The 15047-nt window shown below is 67.6% G+C and carries 13 protein-coding genes; 5 read left to right on the top strand and 8 right to left on the bottom strand.

The window, feature by feature from the left end; translation table 11 throughout:
• Window positions 1-5 precede the first annotated feature (5 nt).
• Both ABZS29_RS26265 and ABZS29_RS26260 read right to left on the bottom strand, forming a co-directional pair.
• The gene (locus tag ABZS29_RS26265; RefSeq protein WP_355465501.1) at window positions 6-2351 is read right to left on the bottom strand and encodes a GH92 family glycosyl hydrolase; all 2346 of its coding nucleotides are present in this window, start codon (window positions 2349-2351) and stop codon (window positions 6-8) included.
• A 104-nt stretch (window positions 2352-2455) separates the two neighbouring features.
• Complete coding sequence (locus tag ABZS29_RS26260; RefSeq protein WP_355465499.1) at window positions 2456-3238, bottom strand: aminoglycoside phosphotransferase family protein; 783 nt, start codon at window positions 3236-3238, stop codon at window positions 2456-2458.
• Between the two features lie 148 nt (window positions 3239-3386).
• On the opposite strand from ABZS29_RS26260, the gene ABZS29_RS26255 reads away from it, so the two are divergent.
• On the top strand, window positions 3387-4031 hold the full coding sequence (locus ABZS29_RS26255) for a dienelactone hydrolase family protein (RefSeq protein ID WP_355465497.1): 645 nt from the start codon (window positions 3387-3389) through the stop codon (window positions 4029-4031).
• A 50-nt stretch (window positions 4032-4081) separates the two neighbouring features.
• On the opposite strand, the gene ABZS29_RS26250 is transcribed toward ABZS29_RS26255, so the two are convergent.
• Complete coding sequence (locus tag ABZS29_RS26250) at window positions 4082-4693, bottom strand: CGNR zinc finger domain-containing protein (RefSeq protein WP_355465495.1); 612 nt, start codon at window positions 4691-4693, stop codon at window positions 4082-4084.
• Window positions 4694-4789: 96 nt separating this feature from the next.
• Here ABZS29_RS26250 and ABZS29_RS26245 point away from each other — a divergent pair, with 96 nt between their 5' ends.
• A complete protein-coding gene (locus tag ABZS29_RS26245; RefSeq protein WP_355465493.1) occupies window positions 4790-5494 on the top strand; it encodes an SDR family oxidoreductase in 705 nt (234 codons plus the stop codon).
• Window positions 5495-5518: 24 nt separating this feature from the next.
• Window positions 5519-6103 carry a TetR/AcrR family transcriptional regulator gene (locus ABZS29_RS26240; RefSeq protein ID WP_355465491.1) on the top strand — a complete coding sequence of 195 codons (585 nt, stop codon included), beginning with the start codon at window positions 5519-5521 and terminating at the stop codon, window positions 6101-6103.
• Between the two features lie 18 nt (window positions 6104-6121).
• Here the strand turns inward: ABZS29_RS26240 and ABZS29_RS26235 are convergent, their stop codons facing one another.
• Window positions 6122-7123, bottom strand: a complete 1002-nt coding sequence (locus ABZS29_RS26235; protein WP_355465490.1) for a PHB depolymerase family esterase — start codon at window positions 7121-7123, stop codon at window positions 6122-6124.
• A 248-nt stretch (window positions 7124-7371) separates the two neighbouring features.
• Here ABZS29_RS26235 and ABZS29_RS26230 point away from each other — a divergent pair, with 248 nt between their 5' ends.
• Window positions 7372-9978 (top strand): RICIN domain-containing protein, encoded by a 2607-nt coding sequence (locus tag ABZS29_RS26230; RefSeq protein WP_355465488.1) that lies wholly within the window; start codon window positions 7372-7374, stop codon window positions 9976-9978.
• A gap of 94 nt (window positions 9979-10072) precedes the next feature.
• Entirely contained in the window at window positions 10073-12187 is a 2115-nt protein-coding gene (locus ABZS29_RS26225; protein ID WP_355465487.1) for a hypothetical protein, read from the top strand.
• A gap of 8 nt (window positions 12188-12195) precedes the next feature.
• Here ABZS29_RS26225 and ABZS29_RS26220 read toward each other — a convergent pair whose 3' ends face one another.
• The 4 genes from ABZS29_RS26220 to ABZS29_RS26205 all read right to left on the bottom strand — a co-directional run bounded on the left by ABZS29_RS26220 (window position 12196) and on the right by ABZS29_RS26205 (window position 14996).
• Window positions 12196-12624, bottom strand: a complete 429-nt coding sequence (locus ABZS29_RS26220; protein WP_355465485.1) for a VOC family protein — start codon at window positions 12622-12624, stop codon at window positions 12196-12198.
• Entirely contained in the window at window positions 12621-13127 is a 507-nt protein-coding gene (locus tag ABZS29_RS26215) for an SRPBCC family protein (protein WP_355465483.1), read from the bottom strand. The genes ABZS29_RS26220 and ABZS29_RS26215 overlap by 4 nt, the downstream gene beginning before the upstream one ends.
• A complete protein-coding gene (locus ABZS29_RS26210) occupies window positions 13124-13459 on the bottom strand; it encodes a metalloregulator ArsR/SmtB family transcription factor (RefSeq protein ID WP_355465481.1) in 336 nt (111 codons plus the stop codon). Before ABZS29_RS26210 ends, ABZS29_RS26215 begins: the two co-directional genes overlap by 4 nt.
• An 82-nt stretch (window positions 13460-13541) precedes the next feature.
• Window positions 13542-14996 carry a cytochrome b N-terminal domain-containing protein gene (locus tag ABZS29_RS26205; protein WP_355465479.1) on the bottom strand — a complete coding sequence of 485 codons (1455 nt, stop codon included), beginning with the start codon at window positions 14994-14996 and terminating at the stop codon, window positions 13542-13544.
• Window positions 14997-15047 lie beyond the last annotated feature (51 nt).

Here is a 15047-nt window from a genome sequence, read left to right as displayed (position 1 = left end):
CAGTCCTAGCGGTCAACGGGAGCGGTGCCCCAGGTTGTGGGCGCCGCTCCCATCTGTACGACGATCCGCCCGCCCTGCGTGGTGAACGATTCCGGTAGCCAGGACTCGGATCGCTCCTGCCCGTTCAGCCGGAGCGACCCGACGTACTGGTTGGTGTCCGAGGTTGCCGGCGCTTCCACCGTGATGCGTACGCCGTTGCTGCGGCGGAGCTCGACCTTGGGGAAGAGCGGGCTGCCGACCAGGAGTTCGGCGCGGCCGGGCGTCTGCGGGAACAGGCCGATCGCGGCGAAGATGTACCAGGCTGAGAGCGTGCCCAGGTCGTCATTGCCGGGGAGACCGGCCGGGCCGGTGCCGTAGACCGTGTCGACGATCTCGCGGGTCGTCGCTTGCGTCTTCCAGGCGACACCGAGGCCGTTGTAGAGCCAGGGGGCGTGCAGACCGGGTTCGTTGGTCGGGTCGTAGCGCAGCGCGCTGCCGCCCTTGACCGCCCAGTTGCCGTTCTCGTCGTGGAAGAAGGCGTCGAGGCGCTCGACCGCCTTGCCGTTCATGAGCGTTGCAAGGCTGGAGACGTCCTGTGGAACCATCCATGTGTACGTCGCGCTCGAACCCTGCGCGAAGCCGGTCTGGGTGGACGGGATGAAGTTGGGTTCCCACGTACCGTCGGCGCGGCGTGCTCGCTGGTAGCCGACTGCGGGGTCGAAGGTGTTCTTCCACCAAGTGCCGCGGGCCTTCAGATCCGGTGCGCTGGTTCCGATCCGCTCTGCCCACTGGGCCAGGGAGTAGTCGGCGAGGGAGTTCTCGAGGGTCTCGGCCGCGCCGCCCCAGCAGTGGCAGGCGTCTTGTGGTGCGTACTGGTGCGCCAGGTAGGTGTTGAGAGCCGGTCGTTGCCCGGTGCATTGCCCTGGGCAACCACCGTCGTTCTCGGCCTCGGCGTTCTGCACGCGGGCCTGCTGCCCGAGCGACTCGAACGCACCCCGTACGTCGAAGTTCCGCACTCCCATCGCGGCGAACGTGGCCAGTGTGGGCGCGGCCGGGTCACCGGTCATCACGTGTGTCGGGCCGTTGTTGTGCAGCCAGCGATCCCACACACCCTTGTTCTGCTGGGCAAACTGATACATCGACTGCGCGAAGTCACCCGCCACATCGGGTTTGAGGAGGGCGAGCAACTGGATGTGCGCCCGGTACTGGTCCCACCCGGAGAAGGTTCCGTACTGCGCCTTCTGACCGCGGGCCAGCCGATGGATCTTCAGATCACTCCCCAGGTACCGGCCGTCCACGTCGTTGAAGATGTTCGGCTGCAGCAGCACGTGGTAGAGCGCCGTATAGAACGTCGTCCGCTGTGCCTCCGTGCCACCGCTAACGTCGATCGCCCGCAGTTCCCGGCGCCAGGCCGCGTAGCCTTCGGCCGCGATCCGGTCGACGGTCGCGTTCGGCCGTACCTCGGTCCTGAGGTTCTGCTCGGCACCGGCCAGACTCACGTACGAGATACCCAGCCGCATCCGCACCTTCGCTCCCGGCGCGAACGTCACGTAGCCGCCCGAGCCGCGGCCCGCACGGTCGGCGCCGGTCGCGTATCCCTCACCGCCGGTGGTGTGCGTGCTGCCCGCGGCCAGGTCGCCGTTCTTCCAGGTGCCGTTGGCAACGACCGGCTGATCGAACGATGCGGTGAAGTACAGCCGGTAGTACGTCTTGCGGTTGTTCACTCCCCCGTTGGCACGGCGGCCGCAGAACGCGCCGGTCAGGACAGAACCGGTCACCTTCCGGCCACTCGGGTCGATGGTGATCTCCGCGTCTTCGCTGCCGTTCAGGGAGTTCGACGTACGGAACAGCAGGTTCGCAGTCTGGTCGGCCGGGAAGGTGAACTCGCCGACACCGGCTCGTGTGGTCACCGCCAGATCGGTCTTGACGCCGGAGTCCAGCGTGACTGTGTAGCGGCCGGGGACGGCCTTCTCTGCCGCGTGGCTGAAGTTCGTGGCGTACTTGGCGTCCTTCGTGTCGGCCGTCGGAGACGAGTCGACCGCGCCGACGTACGGCATGATCGGGATGTCGCCGGCGGCGCCGGGGTTACAGCCCGCGCCACTCAGGTGAGTGAGGCTGAACCCGCGGACACGGGTGACGTCGTACTGGTAGCCGTTCGCGGCGCCGGTGCTGGTCTGATCGCCACGGGTGCTCGTCGGGCTCCACGAGATCATCCCGAACGGCCGGACCGCACCCGGCCAGGTGGTGCCGTCGCGCAGCGAGCCGATCAGAGGATCCACGGACGCCGCAGGGTCGTCCGGCCCGTACGACGCCGCGGCGGGTGCGGCTGGGACGAGCAGTGCGAGAGCGAGACCGGCGGCGATCAGGCGCATGGAGGATGCCTTCCATTGGGCGAACGGAATGACGATAGAAGTCGCAGCTAACCGAGAAGGGAATTTGCGCAAAAGTAGCCACCAACATCGTGAGTCAGGCAACGCTATGCCAAGGAGTTGATGAGTCGGCGGCAGCGGACAGGATCCTCGGTCAGGCCGGCGCCCACCGCCCAGAGGAGGTAGTCGGCAGCACGGACGATGATCCAGGCACGTGCGCGGTCTGCGTTGAGGTTCGTGGCCGAAGCGAGGTGGGCGAGTGTCGACGGGATGTCGTCCATCTCGTCGATCCGGGTCCAGAAGAGCTCGGCGAGAGCTCGCTCGGGGTGCCCGGCGGCGGGTTTCGGGTCGATCGCCAGCCAAGGCTCCCTGTCCCCGGCCAGAATGTTGCCCATGTGCAGGTCGCCGTGGACCAGCGTATTGCCGGGATCGTCGCTTGCCAGCTCGGCGGCCAACCCGCGCACGAGGGCGACGTGATGTGGCGGCAGTACCTCGGGAGGTACATCTGACAGCTGAGCCATGCCGGCTGCGGTGATCGCCACGCTGGGAAGGCCGCTGGGTGCGGGCACGCTGAGTTGGCGTAGAAGTCTCGCGTAGACCGGGATTGCATCGGTGAGATTCAGATCGGACAAGCATCGGTTCGGGTCAAGTCGTTCGAGCAGAAGTGCATCTGGTGCTTCGTCGACCAGGAGTACGGCGCCGTTACCGTCCCAAGCCCGGAGCGCTGCTGCCTCATCGGCCGCGCTGTGGCCGTCACCGACCAGCTTCAGGACGTAGTGTGCGCGGCCGCGGTGGGCGAACAGGATCTCGTTCCAGTCGCCGTACCGGCGCGTCATCGGGTCGAGGTCCAATCCCCACGTGACGGCAAGAGCCTGTGCTCGCTCGGACATGGGAGCAGCGTTCCACGGGCCGCGCGACACAGTCGACCGAGTTTCGCGCTCAGCTCGCTGATACCCGTTGGGCATTACAGAGCGCGGAACAGGTCTTGGACGCGGTTTCCTTCGCTGCGGCACTCTCGTCAGTGAACGGAGGAGTGCAATGGTCAAGCCTGGAATGGATCGGGACGCAGTTCTGTGGTCGGCGTCCGGCCACGCCCGCGGCAGTCGGCCTGTCCTGGTGATGCTGCATGGGTGGAGCTACGACGAGACTCACCTGTATCGGCTGCTCGTGCCGGAGCTGCCGCGGGAACTGGTTGTCGCGTCGGTCCGGGCGCGCATACCGGAGGCCGGTGGGTACGCCTGGTTTCCCAGCCGGGGCAATCCGATCGGTGATCCGCAGCCCGAGGTCGCGAACGCGGCGGCCCATGATGTGCTGCAGTGGATAGCCGGCATCGCCGCGCCCTCGGTCGGCCTGCTCGGCTTCTCGCAGGGCGGCGCGATGGTGCACCAGCTGATGCGGCTGGCGCCGGACCGGTTCGCGTACGGCGTGAGCCTTGCGGGTTTCGTCGTACGCGACGAGCAATCCGGTGACGCCGCACTGGCCGAGTCCCGGCCGCCCGTGTATTGGGGCCGCGGCGAAAGTGACTGGGTCATCCCGAATGCGGCCGTCCAGCGCACCGAACGCTGGCTGGAAACCCATGCAGCTGCGGACATCCGCGTCTATCGCGGTCTGGGCCACGATGTGGCCGGGCGGGAGATCGGCGACCTGACCGAGTTCGTCACCAAGCAGATCGGACAAGGGTGAGATTCGTGCGGACATTTCGACGCCTACGCGGCGATGGATTCACGGTTGCCTCACAGGCCTCCGGGACTGGTTTGCAGAGCATCTTTCTTCCGGCTGCGCGAGGCCCGGAGGTTGTTGATGTTTCCGCAGCTGTGGACGTCGTGCCACTGGCCGCTGTGATTCCGGGAGGTGTCGTAGAAGGCTGACCGGCAGCCCGGTTCGCGGCACAGCTTGAGCCGGGCCCAGGTCCCGGTCAGTTGTGCGAGCAGGATCTCTGACCAGACAGCTGACGCCAGCCAATCGCCGTCCGTACCCTCGGGTTCGATGCCGACTCGTCCTTGCGGGTCCGCTACGAGCTTCGCCCGGGCGTGCACCTGGATGTCCGCAAGTGCACCTTCGGCACGCTGATCCGCCGGTACGGCGAGCAACCCGGCCACTGTCGATCGCAGATCCAGCAGGTCCCGCAGGCCCGCTTCGCTCAGGGCGAGGTCGGGAGCGGTGCGGCCGCGAACCTCGGCCCAGCGCCGAGCGGCGTTCTGCAGCCAGCGCTGCGCCGAGGGGCGGTCGAGCAGTAGTTCCTCGCCGTCGCGTTCGACCGCATGGGTGTTGACGAGGTCCTGCACCAGGGCCAGGCCGGCCGGCGCGGTCCGTGCTCCGAATCTCTCGGTCGCTGCCCATGACATAAGTCAACCCTACTTGACTCAGTCAACGGCGATGGCTACCGTCCACAACAGAAGCAATTGCCCCTTTGACTATGTCAACCATAGAGGAGACCTGTGATGACCACTGTCGGTGGAGCGACCGTTCTGGTGACCGGCGGGCAACAAGGGCTCGGCAGGGAGATCGTGCGTGAGCTGCTCCGGGCCGGAGCCGCGAAGGTCTACGTCACCTCGCGAAACCCGGTGGCGCAGGATGACGCGAGGATCGTCCCGGTCAGCTTCGAGCTGGCGGATCCGCAGGCCGCCGTCGAGCTCGCACGCGTCGCGGGCGACGTCGACATCGTCGTGAACAACGCAGGGATCATGACGATGGGCCCCCTCCTGGCCGACGACCAGGACGAGGTCGACCGCGTCTTCGGGATCGTCGCTTTCGGGCCGCTGCGCGTCGCGAAGGCCTTCGCGCCCGTGCTGGCAGCGAACGGCGGCGGCGCACTGGTCAACATCCACTCCCTCGTCGCGTGGATTGCCGGCTTCCCCGGGTCCGGAACGTACGGCGCCGCGAAGGCGGCACTGATCTCGTTCACCAACAGCCTGCGCGCGGAGCTGTCCGCGCAAGGCACGCACGTGCTCGGCGTACAACTGGGCCTGACCGACACCGATCTTGTCCGCGGGCTGGATGGGCCGAAGAACAATCCAGGTGCCGTGGCCGCGGACATCGTTGCAGCACTGGAGAAGGGAGACCTCGAACTCCTCGCGGACGATCACAGTCGGCACTTCAAAGGCGCTCTTTCCGGTCCGGTGGAAGCACTGGACGTTTCCCGCTGACAGCCGCCAACTCGAGGAGTTCTCTTGCTACCTGACTCACAGCACGCCGGTGCCACGGCCCCTCGCGAGCGCCTGCTCCATGCGGCTGGGGAACTCTTCTACCTCGAGGGCGTACATATCGGTGTGGATGCGATCTGCAAAGCGGCTGGGGTGTCGAAGAAGTCGATGTACCAGTTGTTCCGGTCCAAGGACACTCTGATCGCGGAGAGTCTGACGAGCGTAGGTGTGGAGTTCCTGGCAGCGCTGGCACCGACAGACAACGACGGGCGATCACCCCGGGAGCGAATCCTGCACGTGTTCGAACGTCAGGACCAGATGTCGAACTCTAGGACCTTCCGGGGCTGCCCGTTCGTCAACACCGCAACCGAACTCAAGCAACCGGACCACCCAGGGACCGTCGTCGCACGTGCCTTCAAGCAGCGGATGACCGACTTCTTCCGTACGGAGGCGATCGTTGCGGGGTTCGCCGACCCGGCCACACTCGCCGGCGAGCTGACCATGGTCTTCGATGGTGCAAGTGCCAGGGCTGTCGTCCTCGCGCAACCGCTCAGCGGGGCCGGCGTCGCGATGGCGTCAGCCGTGCTCAGTACCGCCGTACGTCAAACGTAAGGCGTGCTGCACCACAGCTCAGGGACGACGGTGCGCCGCGAAGAACTGCCACATCAGGGTTGAGGCGTCGATCTCCTGGGTGGCGCCGGTGTCCGTCGGACTGCCGGGCCAGCTGTGGGTGCCTCCGGCAACCTTGTACAGCACGACCTCCGCACGGCGAGCGCAGTCACCGTAGGCGAGCCTGGTCACGTGGGCCGAAACGGTGGTGATCGCCGGACCGGACGCGCAGCGGTTGATCTGTGCCCAGGACTGGACCGCGAGCGGTGTCGAGTAGCCCCACCGCAGGTCGGTCGGCCTGCCTTGGTACGGATTGGTCGTGTCGGCATCTCCGTGGAAGGTGATCACCGGCACCGGCTGGTCCGGCTGGCAGCTCTGCACCTCCACCAGCATCGGATCGAGCGGCGCGGGACGGCCGGCTCGCAGGCCCGCGCTGGCACCGGCGGCGGCAATCTTGTCCGGGCGGGCGCAGGCGTACGCCGACGCCATCCGGGCGCCCCCCGAATGACCGGTGATGTAGACCCGGGAGCGGTCGACGCAGCCCAACTCGGCGAGCTCGTCGATCACCCGGGTCAAATAGGAGATGTCATCGCGCGCATCCGGCGGCGGATAGCTGCCCGCGGTGGTCGGGACACCAGGGACGTTCCAGAACCAGATCTTGTTCGGATTCGGCGTCGCGGCGGGACTGTTCCCATTGGGTTCCACCGTGATGAAACCCTCGCGGTCCCCGACCGGTTCGAGGCCCGAGTACGCCGCCTGCTGATCGGCGTTCCCGTTGCTGTAGTGCAGGTTCAGCACCATCGGCAGCCGTTCTGTCGGCCCAGCGGACGGCGGCACGTTGACCCGGACCGGATACACCTGCCCGGCGAAGGACACCTCGGCGGTTTGCAGGCCGGGACTCAAGGTGCGGACACACGGCCGACCGTGACCAGGGTCCGCCCCGGCGCCACCGGCGGGCAGGACGAACTGGGCTGCAACGATCGCAACAACTGCGAGGACGACCGAACCACGACGACGTTTCATCAAGAGCTCCCGGTGGGCAGGCGGCGGTTGCTCCGGCCGACGAGTCTGCCCACCCAGGACGAAGTTCGCCCTACTCAACAATCACCAGCCGAGCGGGTCAAGAGGTCGGACCGCCGCACGCGGCCGCGAAAAGAATCCAGGCCCGCGGCAACCTTTTGCTGTGCCGGTGACAACTAGGGGGCGGATCGGGCCCCTCCGGTGCCTGGATCCGCCTTCTTCCGAATGACATGCAAGGAGTACACCTCCCAATGGACAACCCCACGCGCCGCGGGCGTCGCGGCCGCCGCTGGACAGTCGCTGGTCTGCTGGTCGGCGTGCCCGCGATCGTCGTACCGTGCCTCTTGTTCGCGCAGGATGACTCGCAGGCCGCGACGATCGACGGCAGCGCCTACTACCAGCTGGTTGCCGTGCACAGCGGCAAGGTGCTCGACGTCAACGGGTTCTCCACCGCGGACGGCGCCCGTATCCAGCAGTGGACCGACCAGCACACCGCCAACCAGCAGTGGAGGCTGAGGGCCACCGGCAACGGCTACTACGAACTGGTGAACCGCAACAGCGGCAAGGTGCTCGGCATAGCGGGTGATTCGACCGCCAACGCGGCGACCGCCGAGCAGCAGACCGACAGCTCCTCCACGGCCCAGGAGTGGAAACTCAGCGAGGTGAGCGGTTCTGACGCCGTCACCTTCACCTCTCGCAAGAGCGGCCAACTCCTGGACGTCTCCGGCAACTCCACGGCGCAGGGCGCTGCAGTCATCCAGTTTCCCGGTACGGGCGGTACCAACCAGCAATGGAAGCTGGTGAAGTCGGACCAGCCCGATACCGCCGGGTCCGGACCGTATACCTGGAAGAACGCCCAGGTGGTGGGTGGCGGCTACGTCACCGGTCTGGTGTTCAACCCCCGCGAGAAGGGCCTGCTGTACGCACGTACCGACATGGGCGGCGCCTACCGCTGGGACACCGCGGCCGAGCGGTGGATCCCGCTGACCGACTGGGTCGGCGAGAAGGACTGGAACCTGCTGGGCATCGATGCGGTGGCCACTGATCCCGTCGACCCCAACCGGCTCTACCTCGCTGCGGGCACCTACACCAACGACTGGGCCGGCAATGGCGCGATCCTGCGCTCCACCGACCGGGGCCGCACCTTCCAGCGCACCAATCTGCCCTTCAAACTGGGCTCCAACGAACCCGGCCGCGGGGCGGGCGAACGGCTCGTGATCAACCCCGCGGATCACGGCACCCTGCTGCTGGGCAGCCGTAAGAACGGCCTGTGGCGCAGCACCGACTACGGCGTGACCTGGAGCCAGGTCTCCTCGTTCCCCGTCAAGGACGGGGCGAGCAGCGGTGCCGGCATCTCCTTCGTCACGTACGGCCCGGCCGGCAGCAACACCGTCTATGTCGGCGTCAACGACAAGTCCAGGTCTTTGTACCGCTCGACCGACGGTGGCAGCAGCTGGCAGGTTGTTTCCGGGCAGCCCACTGGCCAGCTGCCGCAGCACGGCGTGGTCTCCGGTGACGGGTCGCTGTACCTGACATACAGCAACAGCATCGGCCCCATGGACGCGACAGCGGGCTCAGTGTGGAAGTACAGCGGAGTATGGAAGAACATCACGCCGTCGCAGGGCAGTTACGGGTTCTCCGGTCTGGCCGTCGACCCGCAGAAGCCTTCAACGGTGATGGTCACTACCCTGGACCGCTGGTGGCCCGAGGACGAGGTCTACCGAACCACTGACGGCGGTACAAGCTGGAAGGCGCTGGCGGACAAGTCGCAGCGCGATGCCTCCGGCGCTCCGTACGTCGGCAGTGGCACCGGGCACTGGATGACCGCGCTGGCCATCGATCCCTTCGACTCCGGGCACGTGCTGTACGGCACCGGCAACGGCATCTGGCGCAGCAAGGACGCCAATGCCTCCGACAGCGGAGGCACCAGCCACTGGGTCTCCGGGGCCCGCGGTCTGGAGGAGACCGCGCTGGCGGACGCGATCGCCCCTCCCGGCGGCGCCACCGTCATCACCTCCATGGGCGACCAGGGCGGTTTCCGCCACGATTCCCTGACCGAGGTGCCCGCCGGACGGCTGAAGAACCCGCTGATGAGCAGCAGCACCGACATCGACTTCGCCCAGTCCAAGCCCTCGGTGATGGTCCGGGTCGGCACCGGCGGCGCGCAGGACGGCGCTTACTCCACCGACGGCGGCAGCAGCTGGACCGGCTTCCCGGCAGAGCCGGTGGGCAGCGCGAGCAGCGGCCGGGTCGCGCTCGCGGCGGACGGCTCCACCATCGTCTGGACCGAGGCCGGCCAGGCGCCGTACCGCTCGACTGACAAGGGTGCGAGCTGGTCGAAGGTCAGCGGCCTGGGCACCGACGCCGAGGTCGTCGCCGACCGCTCCGCGGCCAATACCTTCTACTCACCGTCCGGCGGCACGCTCTACGCCAGCACTGACGGCGGTGCGACCTTCACCGCCCGCGCGGTCAACCTGCCGACCGGCCGACTGACCGCCGTACCGGGCATCGCCGGTGACCTGTGGATTTCGGGCGGCGGCAAGGGGCTGCTGCACTCCACCGACGGGGGCCGCAGCTTCACCACGCTCACCTCGGTGCAGTCCGCCTCCGCCCTCGGCTTCGGCAAGGCCGCGCCGGGCACCACCTACCAGGCCCTGTATCTGATCGGCAGTGTCAAGGACGTCACCGGGGTCTTCCGCTCCACCGACAAGGGCGCCACCTGGCTCCGTGTCAACGACGACGCCCACCAGTGGGGCAGCATCGGCGGAGTCGGCGTGATCACCGGAGACCCCGACACCTACGGCCGCGTGTACATCGGCACCAACGGGCGCGGCCTGCAGTACGGCGACCCGTCCTGACCCCACGTCAAGCCTGTCCAAAGGCTTGCCGAATCCATCGAAGCGGCGCCGCTCCGCACACTAGGGTGGCGCCGGATTCGAGGAGGACCACACCATGAGACGCCTGATCGGGAGCTCGGCTGTGCTCGCCACGTTGCTGCTCCCTGCAGCGCCGGCGGTCGCGGCGGGCAGCGGCGACATCACGCTCGACATCCGGGCGAACCGGGACATCACTCTGACCGGTGCCGCGGTGGTGAACGTGCCCGACGGCACCACGACGTACGACGGGGTGATCCGCGGCGAAGGAACGCTGCGGATCGCGGGCAGCGGCACGTTGATCCTCACCAGGGACAGCAACTTCTCGTTGCCCAAGGCAAGACAACGGCAGGCGGTCCGGATCCTCGGCGGCAACCACCCGTACGTCGTGGTCACGCGCCCCGATCCGCCGGCGATCGTCGTCGACAAGGGAGCGACCCTGCAGTACGGCAACGGCGGCGGCACCGGCCTGATCGGCAACTTCCCGTACAACACACCCGGCTACCAGCTCAATCAGGACAACATCGAGGTCAACGGCACTCTGCGGTTGTCGCTCATCCGGTCCATCAACCTCGGCACGATCAGCGGCTCCGGGCTGATCAGCCAGCCGCGCTTCCTCTGGGGCACCCTTGATCTGGCCGGCACCAACCCGTTCTCGGGTGTGATCGACAACGGGACCCAGGCGTCCGCCGGCAAACCGGAGACCTCGGTCGCACTGCCGAACGCCCGGGCCATCCTCAACCAGGGCACCTGGACCGTCGACACTCCACTGCACCAGACAGTCACCATCCGGCAGAACTTCTACCAACGTGAGTACGGCAGCGACATCAACGTCCAGTCCCGCCCGGGCAGCAAAGTGATCCTGACCGGCCAGTACAGCTACTCGGACCGCGGCGGCAGCACGAACCCGTCGCTGAGCGACCCGGCGATCAACTGGCGGAAGATTCCGCACAACCTGAACAAACGCGGCACCAACATCAAGGGCGCCAATGTCCAGTGGGGCGACGGCACCACCAGCAAGATCTTCATGCCGGGCACCGCGGACACCGTCTACATCAACCTGCTGGCCGCGCGGTCGCGCTCCAAACTCACCTTCGCCTACAACGGACCGGTCACGCTCGGCGCCCCGATCGGCGGCGGCGTGTTCCACGACACCCTGAAGTCGCCTGGCGCCGGTGACGTCGTGATCAAGTCGGTCCGCGGCAACGACGTGACGTTCGCCGCCGGCCAGTACTACGACGGCTCGACGACCATCGAGAAGGGTGCGACCCTGCGCCTCGGAAGTGGCCGGCCCGGCGGTGACGGCAGCCTGTTGACGAAGGCCCCGTCGTACCGGATCGTCAACGAGGGCTCACTGGTGGTTCGCAACACCAGCAAGGAGATCACGTTGTCGAAGATCAGCGGCACCGGTTCATTGACCCAGGCCGGCGCGGCGACAACTCGCCTCGCCGGGGCGCTGACCTACACCGGCACCACCACGATCTCGCGCGGAGTTCTGGCGCTCACCGGTGGCAGCCTGACGTCCAGCAGCGCCGTGACGCTCGCCAAATCCGGCGCCAAGCTGGATCTGACCAAGGCCGGCAACCAAACACTCCGAAACCTCAGCCAGGCCTCCGGCAGCACAGTCCAGTACGGCGATCGCGCCACGCTCACCTTGAGCCGTCAGTCCAAGCTCTCCGGCACCTTCGTGGGCGGCCGGCTCGTCAACGTCGGCACTGCCGGCGGAACGTTCGCCGTCAAGGGCGATTTCGAGCAGACTCCCGACGGCCGGCTGTCCGCTCGCGCGGACGGTACGCCGATCCGCGTATCCGGCAAGGTATCGCTGGCCGGACAGCTCGACCTCACTCACCCGGCCAACCTCACCAAGGAGACCCTGCTCATCGCCAACGATGGCGCCGACCCGATCGCCGGCGCGTTCGCCAACCTCCCCGAAGGCGCCCGGGTCGCGGCGTACCAGATCACCTACAAAGGCGGCGACGGCAACGATGTCACGCTGAAACCCGTTAAGGCGAAGGCAATCCTCGACCAGCCCACCGCGGACAACACGCCCCCGGCAACCACCCCGACTGCGGCCAGCCGCGCCTCCCTCCGCCTTCCGGCCACCCTCGCGGCCGTTGCCGTCGCGCTCCTCGCCTTCATCCTGATCGGCGTCCGCCTCCGACGTCGCACCTCGCAAGGACAATCCGGCGCGTGAGCCTCCGCTCAGCGCCAGGGCATGTGCTGGAGGCACCAGGTGTTGCCGTCGGGGTCGGCGAAGAACGCGTAGAACACTCCGCCGAGATCCTCGACCTCGCCGACCTCGACGCCGCGCTGAACGAGTTCGGCGCGGGCCGCCTCGATGTCGGCGACGACCAGGTGCAGACCGCGCAGGGTTCCCGGCGGCATGTCGAGGTTGGGCAGACCTTCGGCGAGGGCGATCGAGCAGGCCGAACCGGGCGGGGTGAATTGGACGATGCGGACACCGGGCGTCGGGCTGACGTCGACGTCGAGGCGGAAGCCGAGCTGGTCGGCGTAGAACGCTTTGGAGCGTTCGATGTCGGTGACCGGCACGGGCACTAGCTCCAGCAACAGCGTGCCGGGCGGCACGGGCGGGTTGACGACCTCGTTGGCGGGGGTGGACGTGTCAGTCATGATTCGCGCCTTTCGTTGATGAGCGTGTCGAGTACGGCGGCAAGTCGGTCGTAGCCTTCGCCGGCCCCGCGTTCCATCGGGCTGCGAAGAACGGCGTCGCGGATCTCGGACGAGGAATACTGCGCGGTGACGGTCATCGCGGTGGACCCATCGGTCTCGTCCAGAACAGTGGTGACCAGTGCTGCACCGTCGGCCCAGTCCCGGTGGATCTCGGTCTGTACGACGCGCGCCGGCGGCACGAACTCGCGGTACAGCCCATGGGTTTCCATCTCGGCGCCGCCCGGGCCGGTGGAGACGAACCGCCAGGCGCCGCCGGGGCGCGGGTCGACTTCGCAGACGGTGAGCTGCCAGCCGCGCGCGCCGTACCAGCGGCGGAGCAGCTCCGGCTGCGTGAGCGCGGAGAAGAGCAGCGGCGCCGGAGCGGCGAAGGTGCGGGTGAGAACGAGGTCGGTGGTCCCGGAGGCGACCACCCGCAGCCCGAAGCCGGGGTGTGGAGATGTCACTTTTCACCCTCCTGCAGGTCTTCTAGCAGGAGGTCCAGTCGCTGGTAGCTCGCTTCCCAGTAGTCGCGGTAGTCGGCCAGCCAGTCCGTGGCCGTCCGGAGCGGTTCGGCCACCAGCCGGCACGGCCGGCGTTGCGCGTCACGGCTGCGACTGACCAGACCGGCTCGCTCGAGCACCCGCAGGTGTTTGGAGATGGCCGGCTGGCTCATCGCGAACGGCGCGGCCAGCTCGGTGACTGTCGCGTCCCCCGTCGCGAGCCGGGCCAGAATCGCCCGCCGCGTGGGGTCGGCCAGCGCCGCGAACGTCGCGTCCAGCGTGTCGCTTGCAACCATGTAGATAACCTTTCAGTTCAATAACCTACTGGTTTTATACGCGCTGGGGTCGGGGCTCGTCAAGGTCGCGGGCAGGAACCCGTCATCCGTGGTCGTCGAAGAGCGTCGCGAGGCGGAAGCGGAGCCGACGTACGAGCGAGATTTTGAAGCCTGTGGGCGGCGCCGGTACGGCGTGGGGGTGACCGGCGAGCGCCCAGCGGCGGTAGGGGGTGAGCGGGCGATGGTCCTCGACGTAGCCGCCGTCCGGCAGACGAACGACCCGTCCGGTCTCCACGCCGTGCTCGGCGACATCCAGGTCCGCTCGCTCCAGGCCGATGCAGATGCGGCGGGTCACCACCAGCGCGATCGGAGGGCCGATGAGCAGCAGCACCTGGAACAGGTGGATCAGCGTGTTGAACGACTGGTGGAACGTGATCGCGAGGGTGTCAGCGCCGGCGGCGGCCCAGAGCACGCCGTAGAAGACGATGCCGGCCACGCCGATCCCCGTGCGGGTCGGGTTGTTGCGGGGGCGTTCCAGGAGGTTCTGATCCGTGCGGTCGCCGAGGATCCACTCCTCGATGAAGGGGTACGCCGCGAGCACGATGAAGAACAAGGTGCACAGCGCGACCGGAAGCAGGATCGCCAGCGTGAGAGTCCTGCCCCACAGCTCGACCTCCCATCCCGGCGCCAGCCGCAGCGCGCCGTCCAGGAAGGCGAGGTACCAGGCTGGGCCGATGCCCGCCGAGGCGTCCGCCGGGTCGGCCGGTCCGTACATCCAGATCGGGTTGATCGTTGCCGTGGCGCCCATCAGCAACGAGACGCCGGCCACGAACGCGAACAGACCGGCGCCCTTCACCGCGGCGACGATCGCCGGGCGGCCGACGATGTTGTCGTTCGTCCGCCCCGGGCCGCTGAACTGCGCGGGGCGGTGCTTGAGCGCGAGGGCCGCGAGGACGACGAACAGCACGACGATGACGGCGGGTAGCACGTAGACGTGCAGCGGGTAGAAGAGCCCGATCACATCGCCCGGGAACTGGCCCCCGAACATCAGCGACGACAACTCCGCCCCGATGAACGGGATCGACTTCACCACCCCGTCGAGGACGGCGAGACTCGATCCCGAGAGCATGTCGTCGGGCAACGACGTACCGGTGAGGGCTGCGCCCAGCATCACCAGGAACAGCGTGAACACCACGATCCAGCTCGTCCGTCGCGGCCGCCGGAAGCCACCGGTGAAGAACAGTCGCAAGAGGTGCAGCATGATCGCCGCCACCATCAGCAGTGAGGCCCAGTGGTGAACCTGCCGCACCAGCAGTCCCGCGCGCATCTCGAAGCTGATCGCCAGCGTCGAGTCCAGCGCCCGCGAGATCGTCACCCCACGCAGTGGCGCGTACGGGCCGTCGTACACGACCGGGTCGAGCGACGGCTCGTACGGCACCATCAGCACCAAGCCACTGACGCACACCACAACGAAGCTGTAGAACGCGATCTGCCCGAACAACAACGACCAGTGATCGGGGAAAACCCTCCCCCGCAACCCATCCAGCCAGCGGCGCATCAGCCCGACCTCCCGCCACAGAGTCCTCTCGGCTGCAACCCGCAGCCATAC

Source organism: Kribbella sp. NPDC005582 (assembly GCF_040605415.1).
In the GTDB taxonomy this organism is placed as follows: domain Bacteria; phylum Actinomycetota; class Actinomycetes; order Propionibacteriales; family Kribbellaceae; genus Kribbella.
This window is presented reverse-complemented; position numbering and strand designations above follow the sequence as displayed.

Excerpts from the sequence above, each read along its gene's own strand:
- ABZS29_RS26210 (WP_355465481.1), bottom strand. The coding sequence starts at position 13,459 with ATGGTTGCAAGCGACACGCTGGACGCGACGTTCGCGGCGCTGGCCGAC.
- ABZS29_RS26220 (WP_355465485.1), bottom strand. The coding sequence starts at position 12,624 with ATGACTGACACGTCCACCCCCGCCAACGAGGTCGTCAACCCGCCCGTG.
- ABZS29_RS26205 (WP_355465479.1), bottom strand. The coding sequence starts at position 14,996 with ATGCGCCGCTGGCTGGATGGGTTGCGGGGGAGGGTTTTCCCCGATCAC.
- ABZS29_RS26225 (WP_355465487.1), top strand. The coding sequence starts at position 10,073 with ATGAGACGCCTGATCGGGAGCTCGGCTGTGCTCGCCACGTTGCTGCTC.
- ABZS29_RS26255 (WP_355465497.1), top strand. The coding sequence starts at position 3,387 with ATGGTCAAGCCTGGAATGGATCGGGACGCAGTTCTGTGGTCGGCGTCC.
- ABZS29_RS26245 (WP_355465493.1), top strand. The coding sequence starts at position 4,790 with ATGACCACTGTCGGTGGAGCGACCGTTCTGGTGACCGGCGGGCAACAA.
- ABZS29_RS26230 (WP_355465488.1), top strand. The coding sequence starts at position 7,372 with ATGGACAACCCCACGCGCCGCGGGCGTCGCGGCCGCCGCTGGACAGTC.
- ABZS29_RS26260 (WP_355465499.1), bottom strand. The coding sequence starts at position 3,238 with ATGTCCGAGCGAGCACAGGCTCTTGCCGTCACGTGGGGATTGGACCTC.
- ABZS29_RS26265 (WP_355465501.1), bottom strand. The coding sequence starts at position 2,351 with ATGCGCCTGATCGCCGCCGGTCTCGCTCTCGCACTGCTCGTCCCAGCC.
- ABZS29_RS26235 (WP_355465490.1), bottom strand. The coding sequence starts at position 7,123 with ATGAAACGTCGTCGTGGTTCGGTCGTCCTCGCAGTTGTTGCGATCGTT.
- ABZS29_RS26250 (WP_355465495.1), bottom strand. The coding sequence starts at position 4,693 with ATGTCATGGGCAGCGACCGAGAGATTCGGAGCACGGACCGCGCCGGCC.